20 protein-coding genes are annotated in these 19,564 nt (G+C 67.8%); 8 read left to right on the plus strand and 12 right to left on the minus strand.

Features of this window, described 5'->3' with window-relative positions:
• Positions 1–101: 101 nt before the first annotated feature.
• On the plus strand, positions 102–800 hold the full coding sequence (locus tag G4D77_RS09380; RefSeq protein ID WP_017406743.1) for a CBS domain-containing protein: 699 nt from the start codon (positions 102–104) through the stop codon (positions 798–800).
• A gap of 76 nt (positions 801–876) precedes the next feature.
• On the opposite strand, the gene ispH is transcribed toward G4D77_RS09380, so the two are convergent.
• Positions 877–1,875: a 4-hydroxy-3-methylbut-2-enyl diphosphate reductase gene (gene ispH / locus G4D77_RS09385; RefSeq protein WP_016454293.1), complete on the minus strand. Its 999-nt coding sequence runs from the start codon at positions 1,873–1,875 to the stop codon at positions 877–879.
• Between the two features lies 1 nt (position 1,876).
• The gene (locus tag G4D77_RS09390) at positions 1,877–2,347 is read right to left on the minus strand and encodes an FKBP-type peptidyl-prolyl cis-trans isomerase (protein WP_016450099.1); all 471 of its coding nucleotides are present in this window, start codon (positions 2,345–2,347) and stop codon (positions 1,877–1,879) included.
• A 97-nt stretch (positions 2,348–2,444) separates the two neighbouring features.
• On the opposite strand from G4D77_RS09390, the gene radC reads away from it, so the two are divergent.
• Both radC and G4D77_RS09400 read left to right on the plus strand, forming a co-directional pair.
• A complete protein-coding gene (radC, locus tag G4D77_RS09395; RefSeq protein WP_154835330.1) occupies positions 2,445–3,125 on the plus strand; it encodes a RadC family protein in 681 nt (226 codons plus the stop codon).
• Positions 3,126–3,187: 62 nt separating this feature from the next.
• On the plus strand, positions 3,188–3,847 hold the full coding sequence (locus G4D77_RS09400; protein ID WP_154835332.1) for a Smr/MutS family protein: 660 nt from the start codon (positions 3,188–3,190) through the stop codon (positions 3,845–3,847).
• 30 nt (positions 3,848–3,877) lie between these two features.
• On the opposite strand, the gene G4D77_RS09405 is transcribed toward G4D77_RS09400, so the two are convergent.
• Both G4D77_RS09405 and G4D77_RS09410 read right to left on the minus strand, forming a co-directional pair.
• Entirely contained in the window at positions 3,878–5,161 is a 1,284-nt protein-coding gene (locus G4D77_RS09405; RefSeq protein ID WP_017406746.1) for an MFS transporter, read from the minus strand.
• Between the two features lie 36 nt (positions 5,162–5,197).
• Positions 5,198–5,683, minus strand: coding sequence for a MarR family winged helix-turn-helix transcriptional regulator (locus G4D77_RS09410; RefSeq protein WP_154835333.1), 486 nt, complete (start codon positions 5,681–5,683; stop codon positions 5,198–5,200).
• 105 nt (positions 5,684–5,788) lie between these two features.
• Here G4D77_RS09410 and G4D77_RS09415 point away from each other — a divergent pair, with 105 nt between their 5' ends.
• Positions 5,789–6,397, plus strand: a complete 609-nt coding sequence (locus tag G4D77_RS09415) for a PaaI family thioesterase (RefSeq protein ID WP_017406748.1) — start codon at positions 5,789–5,791, stop codon at positions 6,395–6,397.
• 72 nt (positions 6,398–6,469) lie between these two features.
• Here the strand turns inward: G4D77_RS09415 and G4D77_RS09420 are convergent, their stop codons facing one another.
• Complete coding sequence (locus G4D77_RS09420; RefSeq protein ID WP_213757948.1) at positions 6,470–8,548, minus strand: bifunctional 2',3'-cyclic-nucleotide 2'-phosphodiesterase/3'-nucleotidase; 2,079 nt, start codon at positions 8,546–8,548, stop codon at positions 6,470–6,472.
• A 310-nt stretch (positions 8,549–8,858) separates the two neighbouring features.
• On the opposite strand from G4D77_RS09420, the gene G4D77_RS09425 reads away from it, so the two are divergent.
• A complete protein-coding gene (locus G4D77_RS09425; protein ID WP_154835335.1) occupies positions 8,859–9,119 on the plus strand; it encodes a hypothetical protein in 261 nt (86 codons plus the stop codon).
• A 60-nt stretch (positions 9,120–9,179) separates the two neighbouring features.
• On the opposite strand, the gene G4D77_RS09430 is transcribed toward G4D77_RS09425, so the two are convergent.
• The 5 genes from G4D77_RS09430 to G4D77_RS09450 form a co-directional block, all read right to left on the minus strand.
• On the minus strand, positions 9,180–9,557 hold the full coding sequence (locus G4D77_RS09430) for a hypothetical protein (protein ID WP_012203822.1): 378 nt from the start codon (positions 9,555–9,557) through the stop codon (positions 9,180–9,182).
• 244 nt (positions 9,558–9,801) lie between these two features.
• On the minus strand, positions 9,802–10,692 hold the full coding sequence (locus G4D77_RS09435) for a LysR substrate-binding domain-containing protein (protein WP_154835337.1): 891 nt from the start codon (positions 10,690–10,692) through the stop codon (positions 9,802–9,804).
• 64 nt (positions 10,693–10,756) lie between these two features.
• The gene (locus tag G4D77_RS09440) at positions 10,757–11,086 is read right to left on the minus strand and encodes a hypothetical protein (protein ID WP_227740831.1); all 330 of its coding nucleotides are present in this window, start codon (positions 11,084–11,086) and stop codon (positions 10,757–10,759) included.
• Between the two features lie 614 nt (positions 11,087–11,700).
• Positions 11,701–12,888 (minus strand): IS481 family transposase, encoded by a 1,188-nt coding sequence (locus G4D77_RS09445; protein ID WP_198129293.1) that lies wholly within the window; start codon positions 12,886–12,888, stop codon positions 11,701–11,703.
• A 231-nt stretch (positions 12,889–13,119) separates the two neighbouring features.
• The gene (locus tag G4D77_RS09450) at positions 13,120–14,508 is read right to left on the minus strand and encodes a hypothetical protein (protein WP_154835341.1); all 1,389 of its coding nucleotides are present in this window, start codon (positions 14,506–14,508) and stop codon (positions 13,120–13,122) included.
• A gap of 145 nt (positions 14,509–14,653) precedes the next feature.
• On the opposite strand from G4D77_RS09450, the gene G4D77_RS09455 reads away from it, so the two are divergent.
• Positions 14,654–15,583 (plus strand): LysR family transcriptional regulator, encoded by a 930-nt coding sequence (locus tag G4D77_RS09455; protein ID WP_154835343.1) that lies wholly within the window; start codon positions 14,654–14,656, stop codon positions 15,581–15,583.
• A gap of 3 nt (positions 15,584–15,586) precedes the next feature.
• Positions 15,587–16,516: a tripartite tricarboxylate transporter substrate binding protein gene (locus tag G4D77_RS09460; protein ID WP_070080619.1), complete on the plus strand. Its 930-nt coding sequence runs from the start codon at positions 15,587–15,589 to the stop codon at positions 16,514–16,516.
• Between the two features lie 47 nt (positions 16,517–16,563).
• Here G4D77_RS09460 and G4D77_RS09465 read toward each other — a convergent pair whose 3' ends face one another.
• Entirely contained in the window at positions 16,564–17,427 is an 864-nt protein-coding gene (locus tag G4D77_RS09465; protein ID WP_154835345.1) for a DMT family transporter, read from the minus strand.
• Positions 17,428–17,550: 123 nt separating this feature from the next.
• On the opposite strand from G4D77_RS09465, the gene G4D77_RS09470 reads away from it, so the two are divergent.
• A complete protein-coding gene (locus G4D77_RS09470; RefSeq protein ID WP_016450111.1) occupies positions 17,551–18,930 on the plus strand; it encodes an aminotransferase-like domain-containing protein in 1,380 nt (459 codons plus the stop codon).
• On the opposite strand, the gene G4D77_RS09475 is transcribed toward G4D77_RS09470, so the two are convergent.
• Positions 18,927–19,514 carry a TetR/AcrR family transcriptional regulator gene (locus G4D77_RS09475; RefSeq protein ID WP_012203814.1) on the minus strand — a complete coding sequence of 196 codons (588 nt, stop codon included), beginning with the start codon at positions 19,512–19,514 and terminating at the stop codon, positions 18,927–18,929. The two genes, G4D77_RS09470 and G4D77_RS09475, sit on opposite strands and share 4 nt — an antisense overlap.
• Between the last annotated feature and the right edge of the window lie 50 nt (positions 19,515–19,564).

Raw genomic sequence — 19,564 nt, forward strand, 5'->3', positions numbered from 1 at the left:
CCGCCCCTGGGCGTTGGGGGTCTTGCCGCTACAGAAATCCCGCGCCGGCGCCGATACTTCCAATATGCCGCCCACAGCGGTTTGCGCACCCGGGAGCACCCATGTTTTTTGTCTTCGGTCCCAACGGACAGATGTTTCGCGGTCCCGCCGAGCGGCTGGGCCAGGTGGCGCCCGTGCGCCGCGTACAACGCCCGCAGGCCCTGCGCACGCGCTCGGCCGATGTGATGGCCGACGATGCAGCCGCCTCGTTCCCCGCCATCCTGGCCGACCTCGCGGGCCAGCCTGCCGGCGCGCCGGAGCCCGCTCCGCGCAGCCGTGGCGCGGTCGATGCCTACCTTTCCACGGAAAAAGGCCCCAGCCAGCCACGCCAGCCCCTGCAGACCGTGGCCGACGTGATGAGCCACGAGGCCGTGACGGTGTCGCCCGAGGCCGGGGTCAACGACGCCTGGCGCGTGCTGGCCGAGCACGGCGTGGCCCAGGCGCCCGTACTGGATGCCGGTGGCCGCGTGGTCGGGCTGCTGCTGCGTGCCGACATGGCGCCGCTGGACCTGCTGCCCGAGCCCGGTGCGATCAAGGACGCCATTGCCCTGGCGCGCCGGCCCGTGAACGAGGTCATGATCTCCCCCATACCCACGGTGGCCACCACCACCGACCTGCGCCGCGTGGCCGGCGTGCTGCTGGAGACCGGCCTGCCGGGCCTGCCCGTGACCGATGAGCAGGGCCTGCTGGCCGGCTTCATCAGCCGCACCGACATCCTGCGCGCCGTGGCCTCCGATCCGCCGCTGGATCTGTGGAGCTGAGGCTTTCGGCCCCACCATGCAAAACGGGCGCCAGGCGCCCGTTTGCTTTTTGGCCAATGTCCGCTGCGCCTGCGGTTCAGCCGCCCGTCTCGGGCTGCTTGCCCACGGAGATCTCCAGCCCCGTGGCCGCGTCGATCTTCAGGCCCTTGGGCAGCGGGAACTTCACGGTCTCCTCGATGCCATCCATCTTGCGCACCGACAGCGCGCCCAGCTGGCGCAGGCGCTGGATGACCTCGTCCACCAGCACCTCGGGGGCGGAGGCGCCGGCCGTCAGGCCCACGCGCCCAGCATTGGCAAACCATTCCTCGCACAGCTCGCCCGCGTTGTCCACCATGTAGGCGGGCGTTCCCAGGCGCGCGGCCAGCTCGCGCAGGCGGTTGCTGTTGGAACTGGTGGGGCTGCCCACGACGATGAGCACATCCACCTGCGGCGCCAGCACCTTGACGGCGTCCTGGCGGTTTTGCGTGGCGTAGCAGATGTCCTGCTGCTTGGGCTCGCGCACCTGCGGAAAGCGCGCGCGGATGGCCGCCGTGATGCCGGCGGCATCGTCCACCGACAGCGTGGTCTGCGTGACCACGGCCAGCTTCTCGGTCTGGCGGGGAGTGACACGTGCCACATCGGCCTCGTCCTCGACCAGGTGGATGCCCTCGGACAGCTGGCCCATGGTGCCCTCGACCTCGGGATGCCCCTTATGGCCGATCATCAGGAACTCGTAGCCTTCCTTGGCCAGCTTGGCCACTTCCACATGCACCTTGGTCACCAGTGGGCAGGTGGCGTCGAAGATGGAGAAACCGCGCCGCCGCGCCTCTTCCTGCACCGCCCGGCTCACGCCGTGGGCGCTGAACACCAGGGTGGCGCCGGGCGGCACGTCGTCCAGCTCCTCGATGAAGATCGCTCCCTTGGCCTTGAGATCGTTGACCACGAAGGTGTTGTGCACGATCTCGTGGCGCACGTAGATGGGCGCGCCGAACTTGGCCAGCGCACGCTCCACGATCTCGATGGCGCGGTCCACGCCGGCACAGAAGCCCCGGGGCTCGGCCAGCAGGATTTCCTGGGGCGAGGTCGTATCCGGCACCTCAGAGCACCCCGATGATCTGCACTTCGAAGGTCACCGGCTGGCCGGCCAGCGGGTGGTTGAAGTCGAACAGCACGGCGCCGTCCTCGCGCACCTGCACCACGGCGCCCGCGTAGCTGCCCAGGCCGTCGGGCGTGGGGAACTGCACCACGTCGCCGGGCGCGTACTGCTCGTGCGGGTCGCCCAGCTCGTTCATCAGCTTGCGCGCCACCCACTGCATCATGTCGCCGTTGCGCTCGCCGAAGGCTTCGCCGGCCGGCATCTCGAACGTGGTGCGCGTGCCTTCGGCCAGGCCCAGCAGGCGCTGCTCGACGGCGGGCGACAGCTCGCCCGCGCCCAGGGACAGCGTGGCGGGCTTGTCGTTGAAGGTGTTGATCACATCGCCTGCAGGCCCGGACAGGCGGTAGTGCAGCGTGAGGAACGAGCCGGCCTGGACCGTGGGGTGGGCCGGGGAAGAAGCGCTAGAGGTCATGGAAGTCCCGATAAACTGGCCCGTATTGTAGAAAAACATCCATGTCCCCACGCCCCGTGCAACGGTGCCCCTGCGGCGCCCCTCACCTGGCTGAACCATGGCTCTCAAAGACCTGCCCGCCCAGGCCCAGCCGCGCGAAAGGCTCGCGGCACACGGCCCCTCGGCGCTTTCCGACATCGAACTGCTGGCCATCGTGCTGCGCACCGGCATGGCCGGCAAGGGCGTGCTGCAGCTGGCCCAGGAACTGCTGCAGCTGCCCGGCCGGCCCGGCCTGTCCGGACTGCTGCAGGCCGGGCACGCCGACCTGAAGGCCATCAAGGGGCTGGGGCCTTCCAAGTGCGCACAACTCCTGGCCGTGCTCGAACTGGCGCGCCGCGCCACGGCCGAGCAACTGCGCGAGCGCCCTGCCCTGGCCTCGCCCGAGGCCGTGGCGCGCTACCTGCAGCTGCACCTGGCGGCACGCCAGCACGAGGTGTTCGCCGTGCTGTTCCTGGACAGCCAGCACCGGCTGATCGCGCTGGAGGAGATGTTCCGCGGCACGCTCACGCGCACCAGCGTCTACCCCCGGGAAGTGGTGCTGCGCGCCCTGCACCACCACGCGGGTGCCGTCATCCTGGCCCACAACCACCCCAGCGGCCATGTCCAGGCCAGCGCTGCGGACAGGGCCGTCACGCAGAGCCTGCAGGCTGCCCTGGGCCTGGTGGACATCCAGGTGCTGGACCATGTGATTGTCGCGCCGGGCGCCGCGCTGTCCATGGCGGGCCAGGGGATGCTGTAGGACCCCGGCTGGGCCCGCCATGGCCGCCGGGGTGCCGAAATTGCGGTACAACCGGCGTCACCATGACTTTGAAAGCCACCAGCCTGCAGGACCTCGCGCCAGTGCGCCGCGCACTGGCCGAAGCCGCCGCCCAAGAGGCCCTGCTCCAGCAGCAGCGCGCCGATGCGGCGCGCCGCCTCCTGGCCGAGCAAAAGCTGTTCGAAAACACCGTGGGCCCGGTGCATGCGCTCAAGTCCGCGCACGCCCGCCACCTCCATGCCCCCGAGCCCCCCGAGCCGCTGCCCCTGCAGCTGGAGCTGGACGAGCAGCGCGTGCTGCAGGAGGCCATGAGCGACGAGTTCGACGTCAGCACCCTGCTGGACACCGACGACCAGCTCAGCTTCCGGCGCCCCGGCATCGGCCTGGACGTGACGCACAAGCTGCGCGCCGGCCAGTGGAGCATCCAGCGCCAGCTGGACCTGCACGGCCTGCGCGTGGACGAGGCGCGCGAGGCGCTGGGCCAGTTCATCCGCCTGTCCCACCGCACCGGCATACGCTGCGTGCGCGTGGTGCACGGCAAGGGCCTGGGCTCGCCGGGCAAGACCCCCGTGCTCAAGGGCCGCGTGCTGCGCTGGCTGGTGCAGAAAAAGGAAGTGCTGGCCTTTGTGCAGGCCCGCCCGGCCGAAGGTGGCGCGGGCGCCCTGGTCGTCCTGCTGCAGCCGGGCAAGCGCCAGCTGTACTGAGGGCGTGGATGGCGTGAGCGGTGATGGGGCTCAGGCCGCGGCCACCGCCGCCGCCTTGCGCGCCCGCCCTATGACCAGCGCCATCACCGCAGCCACCAGGCAGGCCAGGCCGGCCGCATACAGCGCGGGCGTATAGGTCAGCAGCAGGGTGCGCGTCAGGCCTGCGCCCCAGGCAGCGGCGGCCGCGCCCAGCTGGTGGGCCGCGAAGATCCAGCCGAACACCAGCCCCACCTTCTGCGGCCCGAAATGCTGGGCCGTGAGCTTGACCGTGGGCGGCACCGTGGCGATCCAGTCCAGCCCGTAGAACATGGCGAACAGGCCCAGGCCGTAGAAGGTGAACTCCGAATGCGGCAGCCAGAACAGCGACAGGCCGCGCAGCCCGTAGTACCAGAACAGCAGCTTGCGGTTGTCGTAGCGGTCCGACAGCCAGCCCGACAGCACGGTGCCCACGAAGTCGAAGGCCCCCATCATGGCCAGCACCGACGCAGCGGGCACGGCGCCCATGCCGTTGTCGCCGCACAGCGAGATGAAGTGCGTCTGCACCAGGCCGTTGGTGGACAGGCCGCAGATGAAGAAGGTGCCCGCCAGCAGCCAGAAGGTGCGGTTGCGCGCGGCCTCGGCCAGCACCTTGAAGGGCGTGCCGAAGTTCATGGCCATGGCCGGTGGCGGCGGGGCCGAGGCATCGCCGCCAAAGGGCGCCAGGCCCAGGTCCGAAGGCCGGTCCCGCACGAACAGCAAAGCCAGCACGGCAATCAAGGCGCTGGCCACGAACACCGGCACCGTGGCCGAGCGCCAGCCCCAGTGCTCGATCATCCAGGCGGCCAGCGGCAGGAAGGCCAGCTGCCCCGTGGCCGCACTGGCCGTGAGCACGCCGATGACCAGGCCCCGCCGCGCCGCAAACCAGCGGTTGGCCACCACGGCGCCCAGCACCAGCGCCGTCAGGCCCGTGCCCATGCCCAGCAGCAGGCTCCACAGCAAAAACAGATGCCACAGCTGCGTGGCCTGCGTCACCATCGCCATGGCGCCGCCCACCAGGGCCAGGCCCATGCACATCACGGCACGCAGGCCGAAGCGCTCCATCATCACGGCCGCAAACGGCCCCAGCAGGCCGAACAGCGCAAAGCGCAGCGCCAGGCTGCTCGATATCTGCTCCGTACTCCAGCCGAACTCGCGCGACAGCGGCTGCAGCATGGCGCCCGGCAGACCCAGCGCCGCCGACATGGTCAGCATGGTGAGGAAAGTGATGGCCGCGACCAGCCAGCCGTAGTGGATGCCGCGCCGCTGCAGCCAGCGCGCCGTGGAGTTGGAGAGCATGGGAATCTCTTCGGGGGGTTGGGAATTCGGTAGGGCCTACGCCTGCGGGCCGTCTGCAGCGTTGCCATCGCCGCCATTGCCGCCATCGAGCAGCACCAGGCATTCGTCGATCAGCGCATGCAGGGCCGCCACGCGCTCAAGGCCCAGGCGGGCGTTGAGCTCGTTCTGTGCGGTCTTCCAGCTTTGCTTGGCCTCTTCGCGCTTGGCCTGGCCCGCGTCGGTGATGTGCACCAGGCGGCTGCGCTGGTCCTCGCCCTGGCCCATGGACACCCAGCCGGCGTCGATCAGCGGCTTGAGGTTGCGCGTCAGCGTCGAGGCGTCCATGCGCATGCGCCGCGCCAGGTCCGAGGGCCGCACCGGACTGGCGGCCAGCACATGGCTGAGCAGCGAGTACTGGGTGATGCGCAGCCCCGTCTCGTTCAGATGGGCGTCGTACACCTGGCCCACGCTGCGCATGAGCTGGCGCACGCGGTGGTTGGTGCAGCCCTGGGGCACGGCGAGGATGTCTGGATTCACTGGCATGGCGCAGATTATTGCATATACAACTGTTGTAGATACAATAATATCCACGCCGCCATCCCAAACAGCCTGGCGCCCGCATTTTTCCCAATGAAAGAGAGACATTCCATGGACACCCGCACCCACTCCCCGGAGCAGGCCGCCCACAGCCTCACCTCCAGCGCCACCACCGGTGCCATCTCCCCTGCCCTGCAAGCCTGGCTGGACGAGGAACAGGCGGTCACCCTCCGGCTGGACGCCGGCCCCGGCGCAGGCGTGTCGCGCCCCGACCAGGTCGCAGGCCGCAGCGGGCTGGAGCTGATGCAGGCCATGCTGCGCGGCGAACTGCCCTACCCGCCCATTGCACGCACGCTGGACTTCATGCTGATTTCCGTGGGCGAAGGCAGCGCCGTCTTCCAGGGCCGCCCCGGCGCCAACCACCTCAACCCCATGGGCACGGTGCACGGCGGCTGGTTCGCCACCTTGCTGGACTCGGCGCTGGGCTGCGCCGTCCACACCTGCATGCCGCCGGGCCGGGGCTACACCACGGCCGAGCTGGGCGTGAACCTGGTCAAGGCCCTGACCCCGCGCGTGCCGCGCGTGCGCGCCGAAGGCCGCGTGCTGCACTGCGGCCGCCAGCTGGCCACGGCCGAGGCGCGCCTGGTTGGCCCCGATGGCACGCTCTACGCCCACGCCACTACCACCTGCCTGGTCTTCGAGCTGCCGCCTGCGCGCTGAAGCCCGTTCGGCACAAGCAAAAAAGCCCCGTGCCAGATGCACGGGGCTTTTTTGTTGCTTGCCTGCCGGAACTTACTTCGACAGATCCAGGCGGTACTTGGACGTGCCCTTGCCTGAGCCGTCATCGGCGGCCACCAGCGAGATGTTGGCCAGGCCCGCCGCCTGCGCCACCGGCAGCGCGTTGGCGCCGGAGCTGAACACCACGTTGGCCGAGGTGGCCACCTTGGTGAAGCGCCAGCTCTTGGCCGCGCCATTGGCAACACGCGTGATGCTGCCGTTCTTGCGCACGTAGCCGATCACCACGTCGCGGTTGGCGTCCGGCGAGGCCCAGATGGCGCTGGAGCCGTCGAGCTTGGCGATGAAGCTCTTGCCGCTGGTGGCGCGGTAGTTGTTCGTGGCGATCACGAACTCCTGCGCCGGGTCGATGGCCTTGCCCAGGTACTGCAGGTTCCTGATGCGGCTGCCCACGGGCTGGGTCACGTCGATCTCGTACTGCACATCGGCCGTGGTGAACATGTCGAAGTTGTAGCCCGGGAAGGTGCTGATCAGTTGCTGCTCACCCGTCTTGGCCGGATCGATCTGGTTGAAGCGCTTGGCAGCGGCCTCCAGCCAGTCCTTGATGTCGGCGCCATTCACCTTCACCGCATACACGGTGTTGGGGTACAGGTACAGGTCGGCCGCGTTGTAGATGGCCAGCGGGCCCACGGCCACGTCGGTGTAGTCGGCGCCGCCCTGGAAGCCCGACTTGAACGGCGCGCTCACCGACAGCACGGGCAGCTGCGCGTACTGCGGCAGGCTGGCTTTCACATAGTCGGCCACATAGTCGCGCTGCGCCTGGTTGACGATCTGGATGGCGCCCGGGTCGCCCACATCGGCGAACAGCGTGCTCATGCGGAAATCCGTGCTGCCGATGGGCGTCTTCACGTACTGGATGGCGGCCTGGTGCTGGCTCTCGATCAGCGGCGCCACTGTCGGGTCCACGGCCACGTAGGTGGCCTTGCCTGCGGCGTCCTTGCCGGTCTGGATATTGCGCAGCTCGCTCTTGCCCGCGCTCTTGTCCACGCTCCACTGCTTGCCGTCCCACTTCAGCGCCAGCTGGATCACACCCAGCGCCTTGCCCCAGGAACTGGCCATCACCGACTGCACGCCGTTGATGGTGCCCGCCTTGTTGTCCACGCCCGCCTGCGTGAACGCCGGCGTGGCCGCCGCATCGGGGAACACGCTGTGCTGGTGGCCCATGACCATGGCGTCGATGCCGGCCACCTTGCTCAGGTGCAGGCCGGGGTTCTCCATCGTCGGCGAGTAGGCCGCGCCGTCCAGGCCGCCGTGCAGCATGGCCACCACCACATCGGCGCCCTTGGCGCGCATCTCGGGCAGGTACTTCTGGGCGGACTCCACGGCGCCTTCGGTGTAGAGCTTGCCCTCCAGATAGCGCTTGTCCCAGTTCATGATGCCCGGCGTGGTGAAGCCGATCACGCCGATCTTGATGGGCAGCTCCACCGCCTTGCCATCCTTGTCCTTGGCCGCGATCTTGCGCTCCAGAATCACGTAGGGCTGCACCAGCGGCTGCTTGGTCTTGCTGCTGTAGACGTTGGACAGCGCCATGGGAAAGCCATTGCCCGCGCACTTGAGCGCCTTGTCCACGCCGTCCACGTCCAGGCCGCCGCCCAGCACCTGGTTCAGGAAGGGCAGGCCGTAGTTGAACTCATGGTTGCCCAGCGTGCCCGCATCGAAGCCCAGCGCGCCCATGGCCTTGTACATGGACAGCTGCTGCGTGCAGGGGATCTTGGCCACCTCGGCCTCGTAGTCGGCCAGGGCCGTGCCCTGGATGGTGTCGCCGTTGTCCACCAGCAGCGTATTGGCAAACTCCTTGCGCGCCGCACGCACCAGCGTGGCCGTGCGCTCGAAGCCGTAGGAGGCATCCTCGGCCAACTTGAAATAGTCATAGCTGCGCACATTGAAGTGCAGATCCGTGGTCTCCAGCACGGCCAGCGTGGCCGTCGCGGGCTGGCTGGCCACCGGGGGCGTCGTGCTGTCGTTGCTGTCGCTGCCACCGCAGGCGGCCACCAGCGCGGCGCTGGCCAGGACGCTCAGCGCCAGGCGGCGGGACAGGAGCAGGGATTGCAATGTGGGGAGGTTGCTCAGCGGCATGTGGTTTTTGTGGGGGTGGTGAAGGGGGGGAGTTTGTTGGTGGGGGTTTACAGGGGTGTGACAGGTGGCGACCCGGCCTTCCCTTGCCATGCCAGGGTGCAGGCCCCAGGAAGCCAGACGAAGCCATGCGACCCGCAACGCGTGCGACGAACTTCCTGCCAAGGCCGGTGTTCGGCGGTGATGCCTGCACGGACAGGGCTGCTACATTTCTCCCATGCGTGTCCATCTCTTTGCCCTCGCTCTGATCGCAACCACCATGCAGGCCTGTGCGCTCCGTGCCGAGCCGCTGCCCCCTGAATGCGTGGATGCCATGCAGAAGATGGAAAAGCTGGGCGGCACTCTCAAAGCCAACGGCTCCATACCGGACGACTACATCAAGGCCCAGGAAAAGGACTACGCCACGCTCAAGGCCAACGCGCTCAAGGTGGATGCCACACAGCGGCCGGGCTTTTGCCGCTTCTATGGCAGAGGAGCCGAAAGGGTTCAGCAAATTCTGGATCGGGATAGCCGAGGGATGGACCAGGAAATCCGGGAGATGAAGGACAAGGGCTTTTTGAAGGGGCCCATGTAAAAAAAGCGGGCTCCACGATGGAGCCCGCTCGATCCGGCACGGCGATCTACCGCCAAGCCTTTACATCATCGATGCTTCGATCAGCGCGTTCTGGACATGCGTGCGATTGGCGGCCTTGGCCGTATTGACGCAGATCTTGTAGCGCGAAGAGCCGAGCAGGACGTCAATCCAGTCGGCCCCCGTCTTGGACACTTCCTCGCGGGCGGCGGCCAGCAGGGCCTTCCACGAACTGTACGTCGTGCCGTAGAAGATCGAGAACACCGCATCGATGCCAATCATCGCCTTGGAGCATTCACGGATCGATGTAAGCGCCACATCGACTTTTTCGATCACATCGTCATTGATGTTGTCGATGGTGTTCTGTGGGATGACGCCAACGCCCCAGATGGCGTTGATGACATTGACATAGTCTTGCTTTTCTTGAGTGGTTGCAGGCATGGACTTCCTTGAAATCGGAGGGTTGAGGGAGGCCACTGCGCAATGGACAATTTCCATTCTTCAGGAAACGGGCGACTTCCGAAATCGATGCTGGAAGTGCATGGCAATCACACAGAAACCACCGGTTCAAACCGCCCAAATGACAGTCGGCCCACACACTGAGCGACGGTGTTACGGCTCTGTTGCCGGGCGTTCACTCCGGTCCAAAGAGCCGGTGCCGCGCTCGACCCTCTGAGTTCTTGTTTCAGCGGCCCAGGCTGGTTCGCGTGGCGGGTGCCAGCTGCGCCGCGAACTCGCGTGCCGCTGCGCTGTAGCTCGCACCGCGACGCCACAGCAGGCCTGCCGTGCGGATGAGCTGGGGGGCGACCAGGTGGATGGCCACCATGTCCGTGGCCTGCTGGGCGGCGCGTTCGGGGACGATGGTGGCCATGTCGCCCCAGCGGCACAGCGCGATCAGCGATTCCACCGAGCCCATTTCCGCGCGCAGCAAGGGCGTGACGCCTGCGGTGCGCAGCCCGTCCTCGATCAGGCTGCGCGTGTAGAACGTGCGCGGCAGCAGGGCCAGGGGCACGCCGGCCAGCGACTTGACGGACAGCGTGCGGCGCCCGGCCAGCGGATGCGAGGGGTTGACCAGCAGCATCATGCGTTCGTCGAACAACGGCAGCGCGTCCAGCTCGGCGCGCTGGGGCGGGTGAAAGCTCACGCCCAGGTCCAGGCTGCCGTCCAGCAATCCCTGCTCCACGGGCGGGGCCAGCAGCTCGATCACCACCACGTTGACCTTGGGATAGGCACGCATGAAAGCCGCCACGGCCGGGGCGACCAGGGTGTTGAGGAAGGTGGGAATCACGCCGATGGTCAGCGTACCGGTCTGCAGCTCGCTGAGGTCGGCCAGCGCCATGCGCCCGGCCTCCACCTCATGCAGCGCGCGCTCCGCATAGTTGCGGAACACCACGCCGGCCTGCGACAGCTTCAGCCCCCGGCCAATGCGCTCGAACAGCGCCATGCCCAACTCCTCTTCCAGCTGGCGCAGCCCATGCGAGAGCGTGGACTGCGTGACATAGAGGTTCCTGGCCGACGTCGTCAGGTGCTCGGTCTTGGCGATATCGACAAAGTAGCGCAGCTGGCGCAGTTCCATGGGTGAAGGCAAGGGGGTGTTCGGCGGGCCAGTTTCTCACAGAGATACGGGCACGCTGCACAGTTCACTCGCCGTCGTCCTGGTCCACGAACTCCACCAGCTCCGGCAGCATCTCCAGCTGCTGGATGGCATCCTTGAGCCGCAGGCCGAAGCGTGATTCCGGCCGCCCGAAAGCGCCCTGCGCCAGCCGCAGCGCCGCCGTTGCCTTGATCCACTCCACCTCGAAGGCATAGCGGTCTGCGTGCTGCTGGACACTCATGCGCTTGATGTGCTCCAGCGCCAGCTCCACGGCGCAGTCCACATCGACTTCGCTGTCGTCCCTTTCGGGATCGTCGACCATCAGTTCAATCAACTGCTGCAGCGTGCTCTGCACCAGGCCCAGCGAGGCGTGCATTGCCTGCCGCCAAGTGGGAAGAAAAGGTGGTTGGGGAGAAGACGCCTGTGCGGCGGTGAGAGGGTGCATGTCTTGGTTCCTGTATGAATCAAGAGAACCACACGCCACCGTACGACGGGCAACGGGTGGACGGGATGTTCGTAACACGTATACAGACGTGCGGCCATCCTTGCGGGTAAGCCCATCCCGTCCAAAACCGTTGGAGACGGACGCGCGATGACGCATCTGCCCCATGAATCTGGACATGACAAAGCCCCCTTCAAGGTGGGGGCCGCACCTCTGTATTGGTGTTACGACACACCAAGCCTTTCGGCCTGCCGCAAGTTTAACGGCTGCGTATCAAAAAACCTGGCCGAGCGCAGCGAAGGCCCGAGCAAACTCCCCGTATGTCAGCGCCTGCGTCGGGCCGCCTGCGGGGTTGCAGTCCTGCCGAAGGACAGGACTGCTTCGTGATCTGACTCGCTGCGGTTGTCTGAGCGGAGTTCACGCAGTGAACGCAGCGAGTTCCGCAGCGAACCCCGCAGGTGGCCCGACGCAGGTTGCCCCGCAGCGAAGCGAAGGGGTCGCGGACATCCGGGTCGTGTACGTGTCAAGGACATGGGTAACAACTCAGCTCACAGACATGGGTAACACTTCAAGCTCACATAGTCGTTCTGGGGTCCTCGCACATCCTCTTCGTTGAAGCAGCCCAGTCGCACCGGCCCCAGATACACATCCCACTGGCCAGCGGCCACCTCCTGCATCCCGATCCACTGCCCCGCCAGCAGGTAGCCGATGTAGACCCGCAGCGCTCGCCAGTAAATCAAGCCGTTGTGGCTGACCCGAACTCTTTCCCAATGCTTCGGATACTCCAGCTCCGGTAGCTTTGAGAGGTATGGCCTGACCGAGTCGCTGTAGTGCTGGGCCGGCATGCTTTGCTGCAAGGCCTCATGCGGGCGCTGCTGGTTGTAGTGCTCCACAAAGGCATCGAGCTGCATCTGCAATGCCGCTTTGTCCGCCGCAGGCTCTTTGCCCAGGGCATGCTTGAGCGTGCGGTGCATCCGCTCGTGGCGACCGTTTTGCTGTGGCTTGCCCCTCTCGATGCGCTCCGGCCTGATGCCCAGCCTTATCCACCATATCGCCAGGCGTGACAGGCCCGCCACGCCAGTAGTCGCGAACGGCGGACCGTTGTCACTGCGTATGCGCTCGGGCAGTCCGTATTGCCGAAACACCTGTTCGAAGCTGCGTTTGGCATCCTCGTAGTTGGGGCTGTCGTAGACATGCACGGCCAGCAAATAACGGCTGGCGTGGTCCATGATGGTCAATGGATAGCACCAGTGACCATCGGCTGTCTTGAACTGGCCTTTGTAGTCTGCACTCCACACCCCATTGGGCTGCTTGCTCGTTCGCAAGGGCTGGGCCGTAGGCACCGAGCGTCTGCGTACACGCCTGCTGCAAACAAGCCCCTCAGCCTTCAGCACGTTGTAGATGGTGGTTTTGCTGGGTGTCTCCTGTGGGCCCCAACGCTGCAGGAGCAAAGCGTGCAGCTTCTTGGGCCCCATCTGTGACCTTTGCTGCGTGCGCAGCTCAATGATGGCCCGGCGCTGTGCATAGCTGATCGCCTGATTGTTCCCGTGGGGCCTGCGACTGCGTTCTTGCAATCCATCCATGCCCAGTTGGCGGTAACGCTCAACCCACTTGTAGGCCGTCTTGCGGCTGATGCCGTAGCGCCTGCACAGCTCGCTCAGCGGCACGCCACTGCGCAGGTGGTCGGCTATGAAGAGCAGTTTCTCGTCCATGGGTGCGCACTCCTTCCAGGGCATGGTGATCGCTCCTTGGCTGCTGTTGGCTCCAGCTGCCAAGCTTGGATCTGTTACCCATGTCCTTGTACTGATGTGTCACCTATGAGTGTGAGTCGTACCGTCGTCTTTCTTTGGCCTACGTTTCTTTGACGAATCAAAGAAAGGTAGGTCGGCTGCCGGGCCGAGACCCGGCCTCGAAAAACAACCACCCGGCAGGGTCAAAAACTAACCCGTTGCAGGGAAAAAACCAGCTCACTGCAAAGAAGGCCGCGCCCTCTCAGGCACCCGAGCCCCCAACGCAGCCGGCACATAAGCCGCATCAAAACTACACCCCACCCCAAACTTGGCCTCATTAGCAGAACAAGCAGCAGCAATCCCCGCCGCAGTCGGCTTCACCCCCGCCTCCACCCACTGCATCAACGCAGTCATCAAGGTGGGATAGGTCGCATCGCTGATATAGCTGTGCGTCCCCTGCCGCGTAAAGGTCTGCACCAGCCGGTCTCCACTGCCCCCTTGCTGCATCACCGCACGAAACCGCGCATCCAGCTCCACGAAGGCCGTGGGGTCGCTGATCCACTTGGCCGAGAGGACCGGCACGCCAATCTTGCCCACGGGGTCGGTGTCATCGGCGAACTTGCGGTAGGCCGCAGGGTCGGCGCGGTAGCGCAGCACGCCGGCATTGAGCGCGGCATCGTCGGCCGAGCCGGCATAGACCGCACCCTCGTTGCCGAAGGGGCTGGCGCCGCCCGTGCGCTTGGCCGAGATGTCCTGGAAGTGCATGGTGCCCCAGTTCATGTGCGACTGGATGGCGCTTTCGGGGATCTTGATGACCTTGGTGATGGTGTCGATCTTCGCCTGCTGCGCGGCCGTGCGCTGGGCCGCGGGCTTGTCCAGCGCCAGGCATTCGTTCACGCGCAGGGCCACGTCGGCCTGGCGCATCTTGGCGTCTGCGGGCAGGCCCAGGTTGAGCGCGTACTGCGGCTCATTGGGGCGCGGGTGGTTGGCGCACAGGTACTGGTAGACCACGCGCAGGTCGGTGCGGAAGTCATAGGCATGGGTGCCGCCGCCCAGCACGCCGCTGGTCAGCAGCACGCCGTCGTAGGGGCGCTCGCCCACGGTCTGCTCGTTGAACATTTCCGCGCCCTTGGCCGCCACGCCCGCACCCCAGGACTGGCCGTGCAGGATGGTCCGCTGCGGCTTGGCCACATGCTGGCGGAAGATGCCGCGCAGGCGCTCGGTGTCCTCGGCGGCGGCGCGCACTTCCACGCCGCCCTGGCGGTAGGTGGAGCCGGCCCAGGCGTAGCCTGCGCGCACCATGATGGACCAGCGCACCAGGTCTTCGGCCGCACGGTCGGCGGTGGGCGCGGCCAGGTCCGGGCCGCCGTGGGCGTGCAGCACCAGGGTGCCGTTCCACTGCGCGGGCTTGGCGATCAGGTAGTAGGCGCCCTTGGAGTCCTGCCCGGCCCAGCAGCTGACGCCTGCAGGAATCTCGGCAGGGCAGGCCGTGCTCTTGGGCGCGGTCTCGATGGAGGTGACCGGCCCGTGCAGCACGGCCGAGCCGCCGCCGCAGCCGGCCAGGGCGAGCGCGGCCAGCAGCGAGGCGCTGGCGGGACGCAGGGGGAAATACGCGGATGCTTGCATGTCTTGTCTCCTGTCTTGGCTTCTTGTTGGAAGTCACCTGCCGCGCCGCGGCAAGCGGTCGCATCAGTGACTGGATGGGATTCTGTAGAGGCTTGTCCAATATTTCAAAGATTTTTAGGATATCGGCTGGATACTTTTCACATATATGGAACTGCGCCATCTCCGTTACTTCCTGGCCGTGGCCGATACCGGCCACATCACGCGCGCGGCCGAGCTGCTGGGCATGCAGCAGCCGCCGCTGTCGCAGCAGATCCGCGCGCTGGAGGAGGAGCTGGGCATTGCCCTGTTCCGGCGCCACCCCAAGGGCGTGGACCTGACCGACGCGGGCCTGGAGCTGCAGGGCGAGGCCACGCGGCTGCTGGCCGACTTCACCGCCATGCGCGACCGCATGCAGGCCTTTGCGCGCGGCGAGCGCGGGCGCATCCATGTGGGCTTCACCAGCTCGGCGGCGGCCCATGCCTTTACGCCCGAGGTGCTGCGCCTGTGCCGTGGCCGCCATCCCGACATTGCGCTGGATGTGAGCGAGAACAATGCCGCCGAGATCACCGAGGCCGTGCAGGCCGGGCGCATGCACTGCGGCTTTCTGCGCGTGCCGGTGGCCCGGCCCGAAGGCCTGGTGTTCGAGACGCTGCTGCAGGAGCCCGCGCTGCTGGCCATTCCCGTGGACCACCGGCTGGCGCGCGATGCATCGCGGCCCGTGGCGCTCAGGCAGCTCGATGGCGAGCGCCTGATCCTTGTGCGGCGCACGGGCGCGCCGGGGCTGTACGCGAACCTGCTGGCGCTGTGCGCCCGGCACAGGGTGCAGGTGGAGGTGGCCGCCGAGGTGGAACGCATGATGACCAATGTGAACCTGGTGGCGGCAGGCGTGGGCCTGTCCATCGTGCCGGCCTCGGTGCGCGGCGCCCATCCCGAGGCCGTGGTCTACCGTGCCTTCGAGCCCGCCGTGCGGCTGAGCGCCCCGCTCACCCTGGTGCACCGCGAGGCCGGCACGGAAACCGGCGGCGCAGGACCTGCGGCCACCTTCATCGCCCTGGCGCGCGAGCTGGCGCAGCGCCACCAGGCGCCGGGCGGCTGAGGCATGCGGGCACCGCAAGGCACCGATACCGGCCGGCGCGCCCTGCTGGCGGCGGGCGCCTGCGCGCTGGCCTGGCCCGCCCAGGCATGGCCGGCCCGGCCCGCCTGGCCGGGCGCCAGCGTGCGGATCGTGGTGGCCTACCCCGCAGGCGGTGTCAGCGACATGGTGGCCCGCGCCCTGGCCGAGCAACTGGCGCAGCAATGGGGCACGGCCGTGATCGTGGACAACCGCCCCGGCGCCAGCGGCACCGTGGCGCTGGAGCTGCTGGCGCGCAGCGCGCCCGACGGCCGCACCCTGGTCTTTGCCGCCGCCACCGCCGTGGGCCTGGCCGCAGCCTCCGTGACCCCCGTGGCCGGCGTGATGCGCACGCCCATGCTGCTGGTGGGCACGCCGGCGCTGAAGGCCGCAGATTTCGAGGGCATGCTGGCCGAGGCGCGCGGCATGCCCGGCGGCATACGCTGGGCCACCACGGGCGAGGGCACGACGGGCCACGCCGTGCTGCAGCGCATAGAGCAGGCCACGCGCATTCCCATCGTGCATGTGCCCTACAAGGGCGGGGGCCAGCAGCTCAACGATGCGCTGGCCGGGCATTTCGAGCTGCTGTCCACCAATGTGGCGCCGCTGCAGCTGCAGGCGCTGCGCGCGGGCCGCCTCAAAGCCCTGGCCGTGGGCGCGCCGCAGCGGCTGGCAGCCCTGCCCGATGTGCCCACGCTGGCGCAGCTGGGCCATGCGCAGGCCAACCTGGATTCGCTGTTCGGCCTGTTCGCGCCGCCGCAGATGGCGCCAGCGCTGGCCCAGCGCATCAACGCCGCGGTGGCCCAGGCGCTGCGCGCGCCGGCCATCCGCAGCCGGCTGGAGGCGGCCAGCAACCAGCCGTTCGAGGGTTCGGCCGCAGAGTTCGCGCAGCAGGTGATGCGCGAGGCCGGGCGCTGACCGCCCCTCCGCCCTGCCCCGCCCCCCCCGCACCACGCCCGCCGGGCTCAGCGCGCGTACTTCTTGGCCCCGGCCACACAGACCACGGCGGCCATGGTGACCAGCACCATGCCCCAGCTCACCTGCTCGTGCAGCAGCATGGCCGCCAGGCCCAGGCCCATGAAGGGCTGCAGCAGCTGGATCTGGCCCACGGCCGCAATGCCGCCCTGGGCCAGGCCCCGGTACCAGAACACGAAGCCGATGAGCATGCTGAACAGCGAGACATAGGCCAGGCCCAGCCATGCGGGCCGGCCCACATCGGCCAGCGATGCCGGCATGCTGATCAGGGCGGCCGGCAGCATGACGGGCAGGGCCAGCACCAGCGACCAGCTGATGACCTGCCAGCCGCCCAGCGTGCGCGACAGGCGCGCGCCCTCGGCATAGCCCAGGCCGCAGACGATGATGGCAGCCAGCATGAGCAGGTCGCCGCGCAGCGAGCCCCCGGCCCCGCCCACGGCCGCATAGCCGGCCACGAAGGCCGCGCCCGCCAGCGAGAACAGCCAGAACGCCGGGCGCGGGCGCTCGCCGCCGCGCAGCACGGCGAACACGGCCGTGGACAGGGGCAGCAGGCCCACGAAGACGATGGAATGCGCCGAGGTGACGTACTGCAGCGCCAGCGCGGTCAGCAGCGGAAAGCCCACCACGCCGCCCAGCGCGCTCAGCGCCAGCGAAGGCATGTCGGCACGCGCGGGCCGGGGCTGGCGCAGCGCCAGCAGCATGGCCAGGGCCAGCAATGCCGCGATGCTGGCGCGCGCACAGGTCAGAAAGGTGGGGTCCAGGTCGGCGACCGCCACGCGGGTGGCCGGCAGCGATCCCGCAAAGATCGCCACGCCGATGAATCCGTTGATCCACCCGCTGCTTGTCTTGTCCATCAAAAAGCTCCTTGGTTTGCAGCAGGCAGTGGGCCATTGCACGGCCGGATCTTCCATAGACAGTCCAATACAATTCAAAAGAACTGTTATGCACACAAATCCACTACAGAAGAGAGAGCAGCCATGCGCAGCGGCACACGCATCCAGGCGGTGATGGAGGACATCCAGTCGCGCATTGCCGCGCGCACCTATCTGCCCGGCACGCGCCTGCCCTCGGTGCGCGCGCAGGCGCAGGCCATGCAGGTGTCGGTGTCCACGGTGGTGGAGGCCTATGAGCGGCTGGCGGCCGAGGGGGTGATCGCCTCGCGCCCGGGCTCGGGCTTTTATGTGGCGGGGCCGGTGGCGCCGCTGGCGCTGGGCGGTATCGGGCCGCGCGTGGACAGGGAGGTCGACCCCCTGTGGCTGGCCCGCCAGTCGCTGCAGGCAGATGCCCACGCGCTCAAGCCGGGCTGCGGCTGGCTGCCGCCTTCATGGCTGTACGAGGAAGGCGTGCGCCGCGCGCTGCGCTCCCTGGCGCGCTCGGGCACGCTGGAGCTGACGGAGTACGCAACGCCGCTGGGCCACCCGGCACTGCGCCGCCTGCTGGCGCGGCGCATGGCCGCCATGGGGCTGGAGACCTCGCCCGAGCAGATCCTGCTGACGGAGTCGGGCACGCACTCCATCGACCTGGTCTGCCGTTTCCTGCTGGAGCCCGGCGATACGGTGCTGATCGACGACCCCTGCTATTTCAATTTCCATGCGCTGCTCAAGGCGCACCGCGTGCAGGCCGTGAGCGTGCCCTACACGCCGCAGGGGCCCGACGTGGCACGGTTCGCCGACGCGCTGCAGGCGCATTCGCCACGCCTGTACATCACCAATTCGGCCATCCACAACCCGACGGGCGCCACGCTGTCGCCACTGGTGGCGCACCGCATCCTGAAGCTGGCCGACAGCTCGGACCTGGTGATCGTGGAGGACGACATCTTCTGCGACCTGGAGACCCATGCGGCGCCCCGGCTGGCGGCCTTCGACGGCCTGTCGCGCGTGATCCAGATCGGCAGCTTCTCCAAGACCGTGTCGGCCTCGCTGCGCTGCGGCTTCATCGCGGCGCGGCCCGACTGGACGCAGGACCTGGCGGACCTGAAGATCGCCACCAACTTCGGCGGCGGGCGCATGGCCGCCGACATCGTGCTGCGCACGCTGACCGACAGCGGCTACCGCAGGCACATGGAGTCCGTGCGGCTGCGGCTGGCGCAGGAGATGGAACGCACGGCCGCGCGGCTGCAGGCCCTGGGCATGAAGCCCTGGCTGGTGCCGCAGGCCGGCATGTTCCTGTGGTGCCAGTTGCCCGGGGGCATGGATGCCACGGCGCTTGCGCGCACCTGCCTGGAAGACGGCGTGGTGCTGGCGCCCGGCAATGCCTTCAGCCAGTCGCAGAGCGCGGGCGACTTCCTGCGCTTCAATGTGGCGCAGTGCTCGGATGCGCGGATCTTCGAGGTGCTGGCGCGGGCGCTGAAGGGCTAGGCCGTTTCAGCCTGCAGCAGGCCGCGCACCCGTGCCTGCACGTGTTCCAGGGACGGCGGCAGGTCGAACAGCACGCGGTAGACGATGGGTGCGGCCAGCGCGTCGATCAGGGTGTCCGCAGCTGGCATCGCCTCGCCACGCCGCGCTGCGCGCTCGCCGATCTGCGCCAGTTGCCCGCGCAGGATTTCCACGCAGGCGCAGGGCGTGTGCTCGTTGCCCGCTGCGGCGGCCATGTCGCGCAGCATGGTTCGGCCCAGGGGCGAGGCCGATTCCTCCAGGAACTGCTCGGCCCAGGCCAGCAGGTCGCCCTCCAGCGTGCCCGTGTCCAGCGGCGGCGCCGTGGGCCGGATGATTTCCACGGCCACATCGGCCAGCAACTGCTGTATGTCGCCCCAGCGCCGGTAGAGGGTGGACGGCGTCACGCCCGCCTGGGCGGCGATGAGCGGAAAGCTCAATTCCTCGCGCGGCATGGTTTCCAGCAGGCCCTTGACGGTCTGGTAGACCGTGGCCTGGATGCGCGCGCTACGTCCGCCGGGACGGGCGGGACCGCCTGTTTTGGAAAGGGATGGGACTTGCGTGCTCATGGTTATTAAAGCTAAAAATTTGCGTTAGCAGCGCACAAGCGCAGAATTCG

This window comes from Delftia sp. WY8, assembly GCF_018437695.1.
In the GTDB taxonomy this organism is placed as follows: Bacteria; Pseudomonadota; Gammaproteobacteria; order Burkholderiales; family Burkholderiaceae_C; genus Comamonas; species Comamonas tsuruhatensis.